Here is a 16,570-nt window from a genome sequence, read left to right on the forward strand (position 1 = left end):
GCCAGAACGCAGCGGGACCTGGTTCTGGCCTAACCATCCTACCTGCATCCAAATCCCAACCCGCGACGCAGTGCAGTGAGGCTCCGAAATCGGTAACTTCCGTAATCACTACACGATATGGCATCTCAGTCCCCAGAAACTGCCGTCGCATCAACGTGCGGCTGCGAGTAGCATATATCTGGAATAGAATTCTCTGCTAGTGCACCCGCATCTTCCCGATCTCCAACCCGCCCTCGCCGGCGGTGACAGCGATCACGCCGCCGTCCTCGATCTCGCCGGCCAGGAGTTTGCGGGCGATCGGGTCGACCAGGTCCTTCTGGATGACGCGTTTCAGCGGCCGCGCGCCATAGGCGGGGTCGTAGCCGCGGTCGGCGAGCCAGGCCAGGGCGCTGTCATCCAGGTCCAGGGTCAGGCGGCGGTCGGCGAGCAGCTTCTCGAAGCGTGACAGCTGGATGCGGACGATTCCGCCCATCTGGTCGCGGCCCAGGCGGTGGAACAGGATGATCTCGTCGATCCGGTTCAGGAACTCCGGCCGGAAGTGGGCGCGCACGGCGTCCATGACGAAGGGGCGCACAGCCTCCACATCATCGCCCTCGCCCTGATCGGCCAGATACTGGCTGCCCAGGTTGGAGGTCATGATGATCAGGGTGTTCCTGAAATCGATTGTGCGGCCCTGGCCGTCCGTCAGGCGGCCGTCGTCCAGCACTTGCAGCAGCACGTTGAAGACGTCGGGGTGGGCCTTTTCGACCTCGTCGAACAGGACGACCTGATAGGGGCGACGACGCACGGCCTCGGTCAGGGCGCCGCCCTCGTCATAGCCGACATAGCCGGGAGGGGCGCCGATCAGGCGCGAGACGCTGTGTTTCTCCATATATTCCGACATATCCAGGCGGGTGATGGCCGCCTCGTCGTCGAACAGGAAGTCGGCCAGGGCCTTGGTCAGTTCGGTCTTGCCCACGCCGGTCGGGCCCAGGAACAGGAAGCTGCCCAGCGGACGGTTGGGGTCGTTCAGGCCGGCGCGGGCGCGGCGCACGGCGTCGGACACGGCGGCCAGCGCCTCGTCCTGACCCACCACACGACCGCCGAGCGCGGTCTCCATCTGGAGCAGTTTCTCGCGTTCGCCCTCCAGCATCTTGTCGACGGGCACGCCGGTCCAGCGGCTGACGACGGCGGCGATCTGTTCGGCGTCGACGACCTCCGGGGTCAGGGGGCCTTTCCCGCTGGTCTCGTTCGCCTCTGCTTCTTCGAGCTGCTTTTCGATCTGGGGGATCTGGCCGTAGGCGATCTCTGACGCCCGGCCCAGGTCGCCGGCGCGCTGGGCGTTGGCGAGTTCCAGGCGCAGGCGGTCCAGGGTTTCGCGCAGCTGGGCGCCCTGCCCCACCTTGTCCTTTTCGGCCTTCCACTGGGCGGTCAGGTCGTCGGACTGGCCTTCCAGATCGGCGATCTCGTCCTCCAGCTTTTCCAGACGGTGTTGGGAGGCCTGGTCGGTCTCCTTCTTCAGGGCCTCGCGCTCGATCTTGAGCTGGACCAGGCGGCGGTCGATCTCGTCCAGGGCCTCGGGCTTGGAGTCCACGGCCATGCGCACGCGGCTGGCGGCCTCGTCGATCAGGTCGATGGCCTTGTCCGGCAGGAAGCGGTCGGTGATGTAGCGGTTCGACAATGTGGCGGCGGCGACGATGGCGCTGTCGGAAATGCGCACGCCGTGGTGGACCTCGTACTTCTCCTTGAGGCCGCGCAGGATGGAGACGGTGTCCTCCACCGTCGGTTCGGCGACGAAGACCGGCTGGAAGCGGCGGGCGAGCGCGGCGTCCTTTTCGACGTGCTTGCGATATTCATCCAGGGTCGTGGCGCCGACGCAGTGCAGCTCGCCGCGCGCCAGGGCCGGCTTCAGCAGGTTGGAGGCGTCCATGGCGCCGTCGCCTTTGCCCGCGCCGACCAGGGTGTGCATCTCGTCGATGAACAGGATGATGCCGCCCTCGGCCGCCGTAACCTCGGACAGCACGGCCTTCAGCCTCTCCTCGAACTCACCGCGATATTTGGCGCCGGCGATCAGGCTGCCCATGTCCAGCGCCATCACGGTCTTGTCGCGCAGGCTCTCGGGCACGTCGCCGTTGACGATGCGCAGGGCCAGGCCCTCGACGATGGCGGTCTTGCCGACGCCGGGTTCGCCGATCAGGACGGGGTTGTTCTTGGTGCGGCGGGCCAGGACCTGGATGGTGCGGCGGATCTCTTCGTCACGGCCGATGACCGGGTCGATCTTGCCGTCGCGGGCGGCCAGGGTCAGGTCGCGGGCGTAGCGTTTCAGGGCGTCGTAGCCGTCCTCGGCGCCGGCGCTGTCGGCGGTCTTGCCCTTGCGCACCTCGGCGATGGCGGCCTCCAGCTTGTCGGCCGTGACGCCCGAAGCCTTAAGCACCTCGGCGGCGACCCCGCCTTCCTTGGCCAGGGCGGCCAGCAGGCGTTCGGTGGTGACGAAGGCGTCGCCGGCGGTCTTGGAGGCCTCCTCGGCAGTGGCGAAGACGCGGGCGGTGTCGCCGTCCAGATAGAGCTGGCCCGAGCCGCCCGAGACCTGGGCGCGCTTCTTCAATGCGGTTTCGACATCGGCCTCGGCGCGTCGGGCGTCGCCGCCGGCGGCGGTGATCAGGTTTCTGGCCAGGCCGTCGCGTTCCTCCAGAAGCACCTTGAGCAGATGCTCGGGCGCGAACTGCTGGTGACGGCGGGCGAGGGCCAGCGACTGGGCCGACTGGACGGCCTGTTTGGCGCGGTCGGAATAGAGTTCGAGATTCATAACGGTCCCCTCATCAGGCGGATTTCGCCCGCGACGCCCTTTCAGGAAGCGACGCCGCGGGTCTGTGAAACCGAGATGGTGTGGCCAATCAGGCACACAAGGGGTCGAGGACCGGAGTTTTCAGCCCCCGGTCGGGCCGGTCGAGAAGTCGAACTGTTCCGGCTGGCGGCGCGGACCGCCGAAGTTCCAGGTCAGGCCGATGTAGAAGGCCCGCAGCTTGATGTCCTGCTCCGAGCGTTCGCGGAACTGCGGCGTCTCGTAGATGGTCGTGGTGTTGAAGGTGTTGAACAGATCGCGCGCGGTGAAGTTGAACGACAGCTGCTCGCTCAGCTTCCGGCGGTAGCCCAGATTGACCATGCCGCCGGCCTCGCGCCGGCCCTGGGCCAGCAGGCTGTCGCCCTGCCAGAAGCTGGAAACCTGGACGAAGTCCTTGGCGGTCGGCTGCCAGTTCAGGCTGAGACGGCCGCTGGCCAGGGTCGCCTCGCGGTCGCCGCCGCCGACGACGGCGCCCGAGTCGATCTCCTGACGGAAGACGTTGACGCTGGCGCTGTAGCGCAGGGTCGGATGCAGACGCCCGTTCGCCGTCGCCTCCACGCCCAGGTCGCGACGCGAGCCCAGGTTTTCCGGACGGGTCAGGAAGACGCCGCCGCCGATGTCGGACGCCACATCGGTGAAGGCCTTATCGGTGTTCCGCAGATAGGCGGTGGCCTGATAGAAGCTCTGTCCCTTTCGCATCTGCCACATGGCCTCGAAGCTGTCGGTCTCCTGCGGCTCCAGATCCGGATTGCCCGAGCGGACGTTCAGCGGGTCCTGATAGACGACGAAGGGATTCAGCTGGCTGGGCTGGGGCCGCTGGATGCGGCGCGAATAGCTGGCGCGCAGGGTCTGTTCGGGCGTCAGCTGATACTGGACGTGGGCGGTCGGATAGGCGCGGAAATAGTCCTGGGACGCCGAGGCGCCGCTGGTCAGATCCTTGATCTCGATGTCCGCCTGCTCCAGCCGCAGACCCAGCTGGGCCGACAGCTTCTCGCCTAGCGGCCGCTCATAGGTGGTGTAGAGGGCATGCACCGTCTGGGTCGCTTCGAAGCGGTTGTTCAGGGCCGGGACCGGCGCCAAGGCCGCCTGCGAGGGACCGCGCAGGAACTCGGCGTCCTGCTCGGGACGCTGGGCGTTCAGCTCATAGCCCAGGCGCAGCTTGCCGCCGTCGGACATCGGGCGGGTGTAGGCGCTGGTGAAGCCCCAGGTCACCTGATCGACCGCAGTCCTGGTCCGCTCATACAAAGCCGCGCCCGCCGGGATCAGGAAGGTGGTCAGGGTCTGGCTGGTGGTGTCGTTGGCGTTGGAATCGTAGCGCAGCTCGTTAGACCACTCATGGCCGTCGCCGTCGAAGCGGCGCAGCACGCGCGCCGTGGCGCCCCAGTTGTTGAAGGTGAAGTCGGAATCGCCGACCCGGCGATAGGCGCTGGTCACCGCGCCGGCGGCGTTGCGGGTTTCATACAGGCCGTCGCCCGACCCGGTGCCGTCGAAGGCCACGCCGCGCAGTTCGCCGGTCAGCTGGGTCTTGTCGTCCAGTTTGTATTCGGCGGTGAAGCGGGCGAAGGCGCCGTTCTGCTCGGACTCCACCGGCTGTTCGACGGTCGTGGTGGAAACCACCGCGCCGGTGACCGGGTCCAGCTGTTCACGGACGCGGTTGAAGGTCAGTTCGGTCGGATCGGAGCGATAGCTGGCGTCGCCGGACAGGGTCAGGCGATCCTTCTGGTACGAACCGCTGAGGCCCGCGTTCCAGCGGCCGTTGTCGCCGACGTTGACGCGCAGCGAGCCGGTCGTCTGGGTCCCCGGCTTGGGCGCCGTGGGCTTGGTGATCAGGTTGATGACCCCGCCCGAACCCTCGGGGCTGTAGGCGGCGGATGGATTGGTCATGACCTCGATGCGGGCGTACTGGCTGGCCGGCAGCTGGATCAGGGCCTGACCGCGACCGGGGCCGGTCAGGATGCCGGACGGGCGGCCGTCGACCAGGATGGTGACATTGGCGTCGCCGCGAAGCGACACATTGCCCTCAGGGTCCACGTCCACCGACGGCACGTTGCGGAGCGCGTCGGCCAGGCTGCCCGTCGTCGCCTGAAGGTCATTGGCCAGGCTGTAGCTGACCGAGTCGATCGAGGTGCGCACGTCATTGGCGCGGGCGTTGACGACCACGTCGCCGACGCTGGCGGGCTGCTGTTGCTGGGCCGGTTCGGTCGTCTGAGTGCGCGGCGCGGGCGTCTGCGCCGTCGTCGCCGGGGTCTGAGCGGCCGGCTGGCTCGTCGTCGCCGGCGGCGGGGTCTGAGACGGCGTTTGAGTCTGGGCCAGAGCGGCGCCGGGCAGGGCGACGGCGGCCGCACCCAGCATGAGAACGAGTTTGGAAGAGGTCATGCCCCGGCGATCCTGAAAGAGTGCGCGGGCGTCTGTTTGCGCCCGTCGATAAGCCTGACTATCGACGTTACTTTGAATCGCAAAGTTACATCTTCTTCATCGAGACGGCGCGGTTGTGGCCAAGCTGGGAACTGTCAGCTTCGCCATACGCTTTGACCCGATGCTGACCACGAAGATGAACCCCCGCGTGTTCTGGGGCGCGAGCGCCATCATCGCGCTGCTGCTCCTCGTCGCCATCGTCGCGCCGGGCGAATCCGACCGCCTGTTCCAGAGTGTTCAGGCTTGGGTGATCGACACCTTCGGCTGGCTCTATATCGCCTCGGTCGCCGCCTTCGTGGGGCTGGTGCTGGTGCTGGCGATCGGCCCCACGGGTGCGCTGAAGCTGGGGCCGGACGACGCCGAGCCGGACTTTCCCTATCTGTCCTGGCTGGCCATGCTGTTCGCCGCCGGCATGGGGATCGGCCTGATGTATTTCGGCGTCGCCGAGCCGATCCAGCACTATATCAATCCGCCCGAGGGCGCCGGCCGCACCTTCGACGCCGCGCGTCAGGCCATGGGCATCACCTTCTTCCACTATGGGGCGCACGCCTGGTCGATCTATGCGCTGGTGGGCCTCAGCCTGGCCTTCTTCGCGCACCGCAAGGGTCTGCCGCTGACGCTGAGGTCGGGCCTGTCGCCCTTGCTGGGCAAGCGCGTCAACGGGCCCATCGGCGATGCGGTCGATATCTTCGCTATCTGGGGCACGGCGTTCGGCATCGCCACGTCTCTGGGTTTCGGCGTGTCGCAGATGAACAGCGGCCTGACCTATCTGCTGGGCATTCCCAACACCGCCTGGGTTCAGGTCGGGCTGATCGTCGTGGTCATGGCGGCGGCGACCGCCTCGGTCATGAGCGGGGTCGGCAAGGGGGTGCGCCGTCTGTCGGAGCTGAACCTGGTTCTGGCGGTGCTACTGATGCTGTTCGTGCTGGTGGTCGGGCCGACCGGCTTCCTGTTCAAGGCGCTGGTCCAGAACTTCGGCTTCTATCTCAGCCATTTCGTCGAGCGGACCTTCACCCTCTACGCCTATGAGCCGCGCGCCTGGATGGCGGACTGGACCCTGTTCTACTGGGCCTGGTGGATCGCTTGGTCGCCGTTCGTAGGGATGTTCATCGCGCGGATTTCGCGCGGGCGAACGGTGCGTGAGTTCCTGCTGAACGTGCTGCTGGTGCCGGCCGGCTTCACCTTCCTGTGGATGACCGTCTTCGGCAATACGGCGATCAGCCTGGACATGGGTCAGGCGGCGGGCGCGATTTCCAACGCCGTTTCGGCCGACCTGTCGACCGCCCTGTTCTACTTCCTGGAGCAACTGCCGGGCGCGGCCTTCACCTCGGGCCTGGCCATCCTGCTGGTGGCGGTCTTCTTCGTCACCTCGGCCGATTCCGGCGCCCTGGTGATCGACACCATCGCCTCCGGCGGCGCCGACGACACGCCGCGCTGGCAGCGGGTCTATTGGTGCCTGCTGCTGGGCCTGATCGCCGCGACCCTGTTGCTGGCGGGCGGGCTGGGCGCGCTGCAGGCCGCGACTTTAGCCGCCGCCCTGCCCTTCGTGCTGATCATGATCCTGCTGTCGATCGGCCTGGTGCGCCAAATGACCGCCGACGTCGCCGGCCGCAGCCTCGAGACCGAAGGCCCGCCCTTGGCGCAGCAGCTGAAACGCATCCTGGCCCCGGCCAGCCGCAGCGATATCAACGATGAGATCGAGCGCCACGGCCTGCCCGCGCTGGAAACGGTTCACGCGGCCCTGGAAGCCGAGGCGGCTGACTCCGAGATCGGGCGCGACGACGGCGTCGCCTGGCTGACGGTCAAACAGGGCGAACGCACCTTCATCTATCGCCTGGGCGCCCGCTCGCGTCCCCGTCCCGCCGTGACCCAGCGCGAGACGCCCGAAGGCCGCCGCCTTCTGGAATGGCGACTGACCGCCCAGACCGGCCAAGGCGAACGCCCCCACGACATCACCGGCTTCACCCGCGACCAAATCGTCGCCGACGTACTGGAAAAGCTTCAACGCTGGCGACTGGCCTAGACGACGAAGGGGCGCTAGCGTCCGGCGGTCTTCGCTGGAGTTCGCCATGTCCCTTCGTCTGTCGCGCCGCACCCTGTTCGCTTCCGGAGGCGCGGCGGCGCTGGCGGCGGGACCCGTGTTCGCCCAGACCGCGCCGGCGAACGACGATGCGTCGCTGGCGGCGGCCGTGGACGCCTATGTGGCCAAGTGCATGGCGGCCTGGCCGGATCAGCCGGCGCTGGGCGTCGCAGTGGTCAAGGACGGCGCGACCGTTCTGGCGCGCGGTTATGGCGTCAAGGTTCAGGGCAAGCCGGTGCGGGCCGATGAGCACACCCTGTTCGCCATCGCCTCCAACACCAAGAACGTCACCGCCGCCGCCCTGGCCATCCTGGTCGACGAGGGCAAGGTGAAGTGGGACGAGCCGGTTCGGACCTATCTGCCCGGCTTCACCCTGTCCGATCCCTATATCGGCGAACACATCACGGTGCGCGATACGCTGAGCCATCGGGCCGGGTTCGGCCTGGGCGCCGGCGACCTGCTCTTCTGGCCCAACTCGGACCGCACCCGCGCCGAGGTGCTGGCCCAGGCCGCCTTCGTGCCGATCGAGGACGGATTCCGGGCGCGCTATCACTACTGCAACCTGATGTTCGTGGTCGCGGGCGCGGTGCTAGAGGCCGTGTCTGGCATGAGCTGGGAGGCCTTCATCCAGACGCGCATCCTGGACAAGGTCGGGATGACCGAGACCGTGCCGCTGGCGCGTCTGGCGGATGCGTCCAAGTCCGCCCTGCCCCACGGCCGGGTCGGGCCGCCGCTGCGCTATCAGGGGGCGATGACGCCCATCGCCACGTCCATCGTCGAGGTGTGGAACTGGGATTCGGCGGCGGCTGCGGGGGGCATATGCACCACCCCGACCGACTGGGCCAAATGGATCGCCGTGCGGCTGAACGAAGGCAAGCTGCCCGACGGGACGCGGCTGTATTCCGAAGATGCGGCGCGCGAGATGTATCGCCCCAACATCATCGTAGGCTCGTCGGCCGGACCGACGGCCGAACTGCCCAACCGATCCATCGCCTCGACCTATGCGATGGGACTTCAGGTTCAGGACTATCGCGGCGAGCGGATCGCCAGCCACGGCGGCGGCTCGCCCGGCGGCATTTCCGCCACGGTGCTGATCCCCGGCCGCAAGACCGGCTTCAGCGTCTTCTCCAACGCCGAGGAGAGCTTCCTGCTGCGCGCCTTGCGGTCCGGCATCACGGACATCTGCATGGGCAAGGTCGATGTGGACTGGATCGCGGACTCCAAGAAGCTGGAGGCCGAGGGCAATGCGAAATCCATCGCCGCCGCCGCCGAAATCGACGCCAAACAGGCGGCCGGCGCGCCCCCGTCCATGCCGCTGGACGCCTACGCCGGCACCTGGCGCGATCCGTGGTACGGCGACATCGTCATTGCGCCCAAGACCGAGGGACGCGGCCGCAACCGCAAGAGCGGCCTGTGGCTGAGCTTCACCCACACGCCCGCCCTGCAAGGCTGGTTGGAGCCGTACGACGGCGAGACCTTCCGCACCCGTTTCCCGGACAAGCGCGAGGAGGACGCCTTCGTCACCTTCTCGATCCTGACGGCCAAACCGGCGACCGCGACGGTGAAGGGGGTCAGCCCCGACATCGACTTCAGCTACGACTATCAGGACCTGAGACTGACGCGCGTGTGACCTCGGACGACCCTGTGACCCAGGGTCGCAAACCGGAACGGCCCTGGCGTCCTGACGCTGTCTTCCCATCAATGGAAAGGGAGACCGTCATGTCCAAGACCCCAAACCCGCGCGCGCTGGATCGCGACGAGGCGGATATGGTCGAACAGACGAAGGCGCTGGCCGAGCGTTCGCCAGCGGAGCTGCGCGACCTGATCGGGCGGCTGCGCGCGGCGCGACCGGGTGCAGCGTCAGATCCGAGGACGCGTTCGTGCGGGAGAGAGCGGCCCGGATGCGGGCGCGCGCGAGAAAAAAGCGCTGCTGACGGACGCCATCGCTCGCGTCGCCGATGAGATGGACCGGCGTAAATCCGGCCCTAAATCCGGCGGCGCGTCCGCGGCCGCGACCGACAATCTGCGCGAGGCCGTTCGTCGCAAGGCCGAAAGCCCGACCTGGACCGGGCCGGACGATCGCACCGCCGATCTGGGGCCCAGCGAAACGCCGAACACCAAGATCGCCCCGTCAGGCGCGCTTCACGCCGAGGGCATGCGCGCCGCGATCGCCCGCTCGACCGGCGCGCGCTAGCCGGTGATCTCCAGCAGCTCCAGCTTGGCTTCCTGCTTGGGCCACGGCAGGACCAGGCGCCAGCGGTTCTGGCCTATGCGTTCGATGACGCCGACCTGATCGCGTTCTGCCTTGTCGCCATAAGCGGGGAAGGTCTTCTCGTCGGCGCCCCAAGCTTGGGCGCCGACATAGACGGCGCGGCGGTCGGTGTCGGGATAGATCAAGCCGCGCGTGCGCTGCGATCCCGTCGTCTTGGTCAGGACCAGGTCGCCGCCCGGCGTCAGCTCGACCGAGCAGGCGAACCAGGGATATTCGACATAGGCCAGTCCTTGGCCCTCGACACGGCGGCCCATCTTGATGGTGCGGCAGCGATAGGTTCCGGGGCCGGGTTGGATGCGGCCCGTCTGGGCGGCGTTTGGGTCGGCGAGCGGCCCCAGAGCCTCCACCTGACGCGAGAAGCCGCCGTCCTCCGCCTCGGCGCGGGCCATGCGCCAGGCCTGATCCAGCCGGCCAAGCAGGCTGGCGTCGGCGGCCTTGGCGATCTGACGCCAGGAGTCGGTTCCGCCCTGCATCCCCTCGGCGGGGGTCGTCTGAGGTTGCGGCGTCGCCGTCGCCTCAGATGCAGCCTGGGCCGGCACGCCGGGCGCGGGCGTCGTGACGGCGGGCGAGGCCTCGGTCGGGGCGGCGGGACTGTTGTCGCCACAGGCCGCCAGGGCTGTCGTGGTCATCAGGGCCAGAACGGCCAGAGGGGTGCGGCGCATCAGCGTCTCCATCGGTTGCCCTGACCGAACGTGACAGGGCGCCCGAGGTTCAGCCGAACCTTAGCCGCGCGGCGCCGGGACCAGCTCGATCAGGTCCAGATTGGATTCGGTGTTGGGCCACGGCAGGACCAGGCGCCAGCGCGCCTCGCCGATGCGTTGCAGGATGGCGACCAGATCGCGGTCGGGGTTGCGGCCATAGGTGTTGGCGGCGGACTCCTGCGCCAGGGCCAGCGAGCCGAGCATCACCATATGGCGGTCGTCTTCGGGAAAGAGCAGGCCGGAGGGGCGCTGCGAGCCGGTCAGCTTGGAGAACTTCAGGCCTTTCGGCGTCTGTTCGATGCGGCAGGCGAACCAGCCATAGACGACGTAACCGAGCCCGTCCTCACCGCCCTGGGTGCCCAGTTTGACGGTGCGGCAGCGATAGTCGCCGGGCGGCGGCGAGACGCCGGGCCGGTCGGCCTTGGGGTCGATCAGATCGCCCAGGCTGTTCAGGTCGCCGGAGCCGCGCTGACGCTTGGCCTGTTGCAGGGCCAGGGTCCAGGCGGCGTCGACGCGGCGGTAACGGTCCCGGTCGCCGGCCGTGATGACGCCGCGCCAGTCCATCAGCGCGCCCGATGCGCCGGACGGCGGCGGGGGCGGCGGCGGCGGGGTCGAGGCGCAGGCGGCGACGGCGCACAGGACGGCCAGCGGCGCCAGACGACGCGTGAGCGAGCGGAACGAGACGAACGGGGACATCGACGCTTCCCTTGGGGCGACCAGGCGAACTTAAGCCTCTTAGGCCCTCTCGCGACCGTCGGCGTCAACCTCCGGGCCGTCCAGCGCCGTATTCAGCGCCGCCGCCAGGGCCGCCAGATCCAGCGGCTTGGCCAGCCAAGCGTCGAAGCCGGCGGCGCGGCCGCGCGCCCGGTCCGGCGCCGATACGGCCGCCGTCAGCGCAAGGACCGGCACATGGCGCGTCAGGGGATCGACGTCCAGTCGCGCCTTGACCTCATAGCCGTCCATGTCCGGCAGGCCGACGTCGAGCAGGATGACGTCGGGTCTGAGCGCACGCGCCAGATCCAGCCCCTCCGGTCCCGTCGTCGCGGCGTGCAGCGTCAGGCCCAGTCCGCTCGCCGCCCGGCGCATCAGGGCGATGTTGGCGGGATTGTCCTCGATATAGAGCACCACCGCCTGACGCGATGACGCCAGACCCGGCGCGGGGGCTGCCGGCAGGCTGAGTGAGAAGATGGCGCCCGCGCCGGGGCCGCGCGCCATGGTCAGGGCGCCGCCCATCCGCTCGGTCAACCGCTGGACCGAGGCGACGCCGAGGGCGGTGCCGCCTCTGGCGTCGTGACCATCCAACGGGCGGAACGGTCGGTCGTCGCCCGCGCCGGCGGGGATCATGCTGGCGTCATGAATGGCGATGACGATCCGGTCCTCAGCGCGCGACATCTCCATGCGCACCGTGCTTCCGCCGGGTGAATGACGCAGGGCGTTCTCGACCAATCGGCGCAGGATCCGGCGGATCTGGCCCGGATCGGCCATGACGCACAGGCCGTGGGCAGGCGGCGGACAGGCCAGCGTTACCCCTGCCTCTCGCGCCTGCGCCTCCAGCCCATCGCAGACCTGGCGCAGCGCCAGACGCAGATCGACGCGGTGCAGCGAAGGCGAACCGCCGCCGTCACCGCCGGTCATGAAGGCTTCGGTTTCCTCGATCAGGGCCAGCAAGACACTGGCCGCGGCCTCGATCTGACGCACGGACTGTGCCTGGCGCGCCGTCAGGGGATTGGCCGGGTCGTCGGAGCGCAACAACTGGGAGAAACCCATGATCGTGGTCAGGGGGTTGCGCAGTTCGCGCCCCAGTGCGTGCATGACCTCGCCCCGCGTCCGAAGCTCGGCGGTCAGGCGGTCGACCTCGCCCTCGGCCGTCGTCAGGGCGCGGCGCAGGCCTTGGGTCTGCTGGGCGATGCGGGCTTCGAGCCGGGCGTTCTCTCGACGCAAGCCCTCGGTGACCCCGAGCGCTTGAAGCCAGAGCCAGATCCCCGCGCAGGTTCCCGCCAGCGCCAGGGACAAGACAAGCAAGACGAAATCCATGACGCCCCTCCGACGCGCCATATTGACGCGTTGGAGTTGCAGTCAAGTAAACGTACCCGCTTGGGTTGTTATCAGTCTTCGCTGGCTGCGGCGGCTTCGGGTTTGCGACGCGGCGCACGGCGACGCGGGGCCGCCTCGCCTTCGGCTTGCTCCGCCGGGGCCGACGACACCGGCGCACGGGTCAAGAAGCCCGGCAGGGCGGTGGGGGCGTCGCCCTCGTCAGCCGCAACAGCGGCGGCGGTGCGGCGCGGACGGCGTGCGGGACGCTCATCGGCAGCCGGCGCCTCGACGCTCGGGGCTTCAGCGACAGGCGCATTGACCGGCGTCTCGACGACGGACGCTTCGCTGACGGCTTCGGCGCGGTCGGCCTCGGCGTAGGCAGGGGCGGCGCCCTCAGCGCCATCTTGGGCGCCGTCCTGATTGTCGAAGCGGCGATTGCGTTCCTCGCGGCGACGCTCCCAGCGTTCGCGGCGGCTTTCGCGACGACCGCCGCCCTCGCCCTCGGCGCGGACCTCGTCGCCTTCGCGCGGCTCGCGCGGTTCGCGCGGCTGCTGGCCGTCGCGGTTCTGGTCACGGTCACGGTTCTGATCGCGGTCGCGGTCGCGGTTGTCACGGTCCCGGTCCCGGTCGCGATTGTAGTCGCGGTCGCGGTTCTGATCGCGGTTCTGGTTCTGCTCGGCGCGCTCTGCAGCCTCCGCGGCCTGACGGTCGGCGGCGTGCTGGGCGGCGACGAAGGCGGCGGCCTGGGCGCCGGATTCGTCCTCGAAATCGATGTCGAAGCCCTGGTTGGACTGTTCGCGCGCGGCGATGTCCGAGAAGGACCGCTGCGGCTGGAGCGCGCGCAGGACGCGATAATAGTGTTCGGCGTGCTGCTGATAGTTTTCGGCCAGCACCCGGTCGCCGCTGGAGGCCGCATCGCGGGCCAGCTGCTGATAGCGCTCATACACCGTCTGGGCGTTGCCCCGGACCTTGATGTTCTCGGGGCCTTGCGAATCCCACGAACGATTCGGATTGGCGTTGTTGGCGTTATTGGCGCCCGCCTTGTTCCGATTGCGTCCGCGCTGACGCTTCATGCCCTTGAAATCTCTCATTCGCGCTACCGTGTGCAGGGGCGGACCAAAGCCTGAAGGCCGGTTCCGTCCGTTTCGTGGTTCCGTCTCGCTCGGGGCCGATCCCCGATTGTCGAACTGTCGGAATGCCTTGTCGCCCGCATGGTGCGCCGGTCCTTTCGGGACCGACCGTCATGGCCGGCTCAAGCCGCGAACAGCCGGGTATGCGCCCGTAAAGCTGCGATTGAGTGGGAGACGGCAGAGACTTAACCCGAGTGGGCGGCCTTTCCAAGCGATATTCGTCAATGCGTCGCACCGAACCGTGCACAGCGCCGCTTTGCCAAGCGCGACGGCTGGGCTAGGCATGACCTTTGAGACGACGACGAGGCTATCCCATGCGCGTGCTGGTTCTGGGCGGCGACGGTTTTTGCGGCTGGCCCACGGCCCTGCATCTGTCGGCCGAAGGGTGGGACGTGACCATCGTCGACAACCTGAGCCGCCGCAACATCGACAACGAGCTGGAGGTTCAGTCCCTGACGCCGATCCGCACCATGGGCGAGCGGATCAAGGCGTGGAAAGAAGTCTCCGGCCGCGACATCGGCTTCGTCAACATGACGGTGGGCAAGGAATTCGACCGTCTGGTCGCCCTGGTCCGCGACTTCGCCCCCGACAGCGTGGTACATTTCGCCGAGCAGCGGGCGGCCCCCTATTCGATGAAGTCGGCGCGGCACAAGCTGTACACCGTCGACAACAACATCAACGCCACCAACCATCTGCTGGCCGCCATCGTCGAAAGCGGCCTGGACGTCCACCTGGCGCACCTGGGGACGATGGGGGTCTATGGCTACGGCACGGCGGGCCTGCGCATTCCCGAGGGCTATCTGAAGGTGACGGTGGATACCGACAACGGCCCCGCCGAGCAGGAAATCCTGTTCCCGCCCAATCCGGGCAGCATCTATCACATGACCAAGACGCAGGACGCCCTGCTGTTCCAGTTCTATGCCCGCAACGACAATCTGCGCATCACCGACCTGCACCAGGGCATCGTCTGGGGCACCCAGATCGAACAGACCAAACAGGACGAACGACTGATCAACCGCTTCGACTATGATGGCGATTACGGCACGGTGCTGAACCGCTTTCTGATGCAGGCGGCGGTCGGCTATCCGCTGACGGTGCATGGATCGGGCGGCCAGACGCGGGCCTTCATCCATATTCAGGACACGGTGCGCTGCGTCGAACTGGCGCTAAAGAACCCGCCCAAACGCGGCGACCGGGTCAAGATCCTGAACCAGATGACCGAGAGCCGCCGCGTGCGCGATCTGGCGACCATGATCGCCGACAAGACCGGCGCCGAGATTCATAACGTCGCCAACCCGCGCCAGGAGGCCGACGAGAACGACCTGGTCGTCGCCAACGACCAGTTCCGGGACCTAGGGTTGAAGCCGATCACCCTGGCGCAGGGTCTGATGGACGAGGTTACGGACATCGCCCGCCGCTATGCCGACCGGGCCGATCTGGGTCGGGTGCCGTGCGTCTCCGCCTGGAACCAACGCCGGGCGGAGGCGCTGGAAAATGAGGCGCGGCCGACAGTTGACGCGCCGCCTTCCCAAGTTCTGACGGCCTGAGTTTCGTAATGCCTATCGCCTCCCCTCCCCTCGATCTGCTGGTCTTCGGCGGCGGCTATCTGGGACGGGCGGCGGCGCTGGAGGCCATACGCCGCGGCGGACGGGCGACCGCCACATCGCGCGACCCCGAGCGACGCCGCGCCCTGGCGTCCGACGGGATCATGGCCATCGATCCCAGCGATACGGCGGCCGTGAGAACGGCGCTGGAGGCGGCGACGGCCGTGCTGATCACCGCCGCGCCGGACGCCCAAGGCTGTCCCGGTCTGCGGGCCCTGGGGCCTCTTGCGGGCGACGCTTGGCCCGACTGGATCGGTTATGTCTCCTCCACCTCCGTCTATGGCGACCGGGCCGGCGGATGGGTGTTCGAGGACGGGCCGCTGAACGCCGCCAATCTGGAGGGCGCACGCCGCGTCCGGGCCGAACGCGATTGGCTGGATGGGGCGCAGGGGATGGGGCTGACCGTCCAGATCTTCCGCCTGCCCGGTTTCTACGGGCTGGGGCGCAGCGTGGTCGAGCGGCTGAAGGAAGGCACGGCGAAGCTGGTCAGAAAGCCCGGCCAGGTCTTCAACCGCATCCATGTAGATGACATCGTCTCGGGCCTGTTCGCCTCGATGGCGCAGCCGCGACCGGGCGCCGCCTACAATCTGACTGACGACGAACCGTCGCCCGCCGATGTGGTGATGGAATGGGCGGCGGATCGGATGGGCCTGCCCCGCCCGCCAGAGGTGGACTGGACCGACGACAGCGTCAGCGAGGCGATGCGTCGCTTCTATCTGGATTCCAAGCGCGTCTCGAACGCCCTGGCCAAGGCCGAGCTCGGCTGGCGGCCCGCCTATCCCAGCTGGCGCGAGGGGCTGGCGACGCTGATGGACGCGCCGCCGCTGCGATTGGTGAGCTAGGGCGCAGTCACGCGCCCTAGCCGCGAGCGACCGCGTCGCGAGCCTAGCGCGCTTAGAAGGGCAGCAGATTGCGCTGGCGGCTATAGCTCATGGTGCCGACGTTGGCGCCCAGGCGCAGGCCGACGCCGGTGCGGATGGGGGCCAGGACGATGCCGTCGGCGCGCTGATAGTTCACGCCCAGGCCTGCGACCAGATAGGCCGAGCCCTCGATGCCGGGATAGCGGCGATAGATCATGTCGGGGTGGTACAGGCCATAGACCAGGGTGAAGACGCGGCTGGCGTTGCCGCCCCAGTCCCAACCCACCGACGCGCCCTGCCAGAACACTTCCTGGGAGGCCGACAGGTCCTTCATGTGCAGGGCGCCGCGGCCGTAGCGGGCGCCGACAACGACGGCGCCGGAGCCTTCCTCGCCCGCGATATAGGCGGTCGGGCGGTCGCCCTGGTCGGCGAAGACGCGCTCGATCGCGCCGCCCACGACCTCAGCCGCGATGCCCAGCTCGCGCGAGCCGGCCGAAACCAGTTCATCGAAGCTGTAGGCCTGGGCCGTCTGGTCCGAGCGGATCGGATAGTTGGGATCGCGCGGCGGCGCCGAGGCGCAGGCGCCCAGCGACGAGGCGCCGGCGGCGGTGGCGAGGCCCGAAAGGATCAGTTGGCGGCGATGCATGGAGGGC

Annotated in this window: 12 protein-coding genes; 5 read left to right on the plus strand and 7 right to left on the minus strand. The window is 68.3% G+C overall.

The annotated features are described in order from the left end of the window. Window positions 1-196: 196 nt before the first annotated feature. Window positions 197-2,785, minus strand: coding sequence for an ATP-dependent chaperone ClpB (gene clpB / locus A4249_RS11010; RefSeq protein WP_066552603.1), 2,589 nt, complete (start codon window positions 2,783-2,785; stop codon window positions 197-199). 120 nt (window positions 2,786-2,905) lie between these two features. Next, on the minus strand, window positions 2,906-5,197 hold the full coding sequence (locus A4249_RS11015) for a TonB-dependent receptor domain-containing protein (RefSeq protein WP_066552605.1): 2,292 nt from the start codon (window positions 5,195-5,197) through the stop codon (window positions 2,906-2,908). A 160-nt stretch (window positions 5,198-5,357) separates the two neighbouring features. On the opposite strand from A4249_RS11015, the gene A4249_RS11020 reads away from it, so the two are divergent. From A4249_RS11020 to A4249_RS11030, 3 genes are all read left to right on the plus strand, one after another. Beyond that, complete coding sequence (locus A4249_RS11020) at window positions 5,358-7,259, plus strand: BCCT family transporter (protein WP_066552607.1); 1,902 nt, start codon at window positions 5,358-5,360, stop codon at window positions 7,257-7,259. Between the two features lie 46 nt (window positions 7,260-7,305). Then, window positions 7,306-8,946, plus strand: coding sequence for a serine hydrolase (locus tag A4249_RS11025; RefSeq protein WP_066552608.1), 1,641 nt, complete (start codon window positions 7,306-7,308; stop codon window positions 8,944-8,946). 222 nt (window positions 8,947-9,168) lie between these two features. Further along, window positions 9,169-9,510 carry a hypothetical protein gene (locus tag A4249_RS11030; protein WP_231868696.1) on the plus strand — a complete coding sequence of 114 codons (342 nt, stop codon included), beginning with the start codon at window positions 9,169-9,171 and terminating at the stop codon, window positions 9,508-9,510. Here A4249_RS11030 and A4249_RS11035 read toward each other — a convergent pair. The 4 genes from A4249_RS11035 to A4249_RS11050 form a co-directional block, all read right to left on the minus strand. Continuing rightward, a complete protein-coding gene (locus A4249_RS11035; RefSeq protein ID WP_197458380.1) occupies window positions 9,507-10,250 on the minus strand; it encodes a DUF4893 domain-containing protein in 744 nt (247 codons plus the stop codon). The two genes, A4249_RS11030 and A4249_RS11035, sit on opposite strands and share 4 nt — an antisense overlap. 60 nt (window positions 10,251-10,310) lie before the next feature. Further along, window positions 10,311-10,985 (minus strand): DUF4893 domain-containing protein, encoded by a 675-nt coding sequence (locus A4249_RS11040; protein ID WP_066552611.1) that lies wholly within the window; start codon window positions 10,983-10,985, stop codon window positions 10,311-10,313. 39 nt (window positions 10,986-11,024) lie between these two features. Next, entirely contained in the window at window positions 11,025-12,323 is a 1,299-nt protein-coding gene (locus A4249_RS11045; RefSeq protein WP_066552612.1) for a hybrid sensor histidine kinase/response regulator, read from the minus strand. Between the two features lie 71 nt (window positions 12,324-12,394). Next, a complete protein-coding gene (locus tag A4249_RS11050; protein ID WP_066552613.1) occupies window positions 12,395-13,414 on the minus strand; it encodes a DUF4167 domain-containing protein in 1,020 nt (339 codons plus the stop codon). Between the two features lie 353 nt (window positions 13,415-13,767). Between A4249_RS11050 and A4249_RS11055 the strand changes: the two genes are divergently transcribed. Both A4249_RS11055 and A4249_RS11060 read left to right on the plus strand, forming a co-directional pair. Next, a complete protein-coding gene (locus tag A4249_RS11055; protein WP_066552614.1) occupies window positions 13,768-15,000 on the plus strand; it encodes an NAD-dependent epimerase/dehydratase family protein in 1,233 nt (410 codons plus the stop codon). Between the two features lie 8 nt (window positions 15,001-15,008). After that, window positions 15,009-15,899: an NAD(P)-dependent oxidoreductase gene (locus tag A4249_RS11060; protein WP_066552616.1), complete on the plus strand. Its 891-nt coding sequence runs from the start codon at window positions 15,009-15,011 to the stop codon at window positions 15,897-15,899. 52 nt (window positions 15,900-15,951) lie between these two features. On the opposite strand, the gene A4249_RS11065 is transcribed toward A4249_RS11060, so the two are convergent. After that, window positions 15,952-16,563: a DUF1134 domain-containing protein gene (locus tag A4249_RS11065; protein WP_017506335.1), complete on the minus strand. Its 612-nt coding sequence runs from the start codon at window positions 16,561-16,563 to the stop codon at window positions 15,952-15,954. Window positions 16,564-16,570 lie beyond the last annotated feature (7 nt).

The sequence above is a fragment of the Brevundimonas sp. GW460-12-10-14-LB2 genome, from assembly GCF_001636925.1.
GTDB classification, from domain to species: domain Bacteria; phylum Pseudomonadota; class Alphaproteobacteria; order Caulobacterales; family Caulobacteraceae; genus Brevundimonas; species Brevundimonas vesicularis.

What these genes read in the sequence shown, in the direction of transcription:
- clpB (WP_066552603.1), bottom strand. Translation starts at nt 2,785, where the DNA reads ATGAATCTCGAACTCTATTCCGACCGCGCCAAACAGGCCGTCCAGTCG.
- A4249_RS11015 (WP_066552605.1), bottom strand. Translation starts at nt 5,197, where the DNA reads ATGACCTCTTCCAAACTCGTTCTCATGCTGGGTGCGGCCGCCGTCGCC.
- A4249_RS11020 (WP_066552607.1), top strand. Translation starts at nt 5,358, where the DNA reads ATGCTGACCACGAAGATGAACCCCCGCGTGTTCTGGGGCGCGAGCGCC.
- A4249_RS11025 (WP_066552608.1), top strand. Translation starts at nt 7,306, where the DNA reads ATGTCCCTTCGTCTGTCGCGCCGCACCCTGTTCGCTTCCGGAGGCGCG.
- A4249_RS11035 (WP_197458380.1), bottom strand. Translation starts at nt 10,250, where the DNA reads ATGCGCCGCACCCCTCTGGCCGTTCTGGCCCTGATGACCACGACAGCC.
- A4249_RS11040 (WP_066552611.1), bottom strand. Translation starts at nt 10,985, where the DNA reads ATGTCCCCGTTCGTCTCGTTCCGCTCGCTCACGCGTCGTCTGGCGCCG.
- A4249_RS11045 (WP_066552612.1), bottom strand. Translation starts at nt 12,323, where the DNA reads ATGGATTTCGTCTTGCTTGTCTTGTCCCTGGCGCTGGCGGGAACCTGC.
- A4249_RS11050 (WP_066552613.1), bottom strand. Translation starts at nt 13,414, where the DNA reads ATGAGAGATTTCAAGGGCATGAAGCGTCAGCGCGGACGCAATCGGAAC.
- A4249_RS11055 (WP_066552614.1), top strand. Translation starts at nt 13,768, where the DNA reads ATGCGCGTGCTGGTTCTGGGCGGCGACGGTTTTTGCGGCTGGCCCACG.
- A4249_RS11060 (WP_066552616.1), top strand. Translation starts at nt 15,009, where the DNA reads ATGCCTATCGCCTCCCCTCCCCTCGATCTGCTGGTCTTCGGCGGCGGC.
- A4249_RS11065 (WP_017506335.1), bottom strand. Translation starts at nt 16,563, where the DNA reads ATGCATCGCCGCCAACTGATCCTTTCGGGCCTCGCCACCGCCGCCGGC.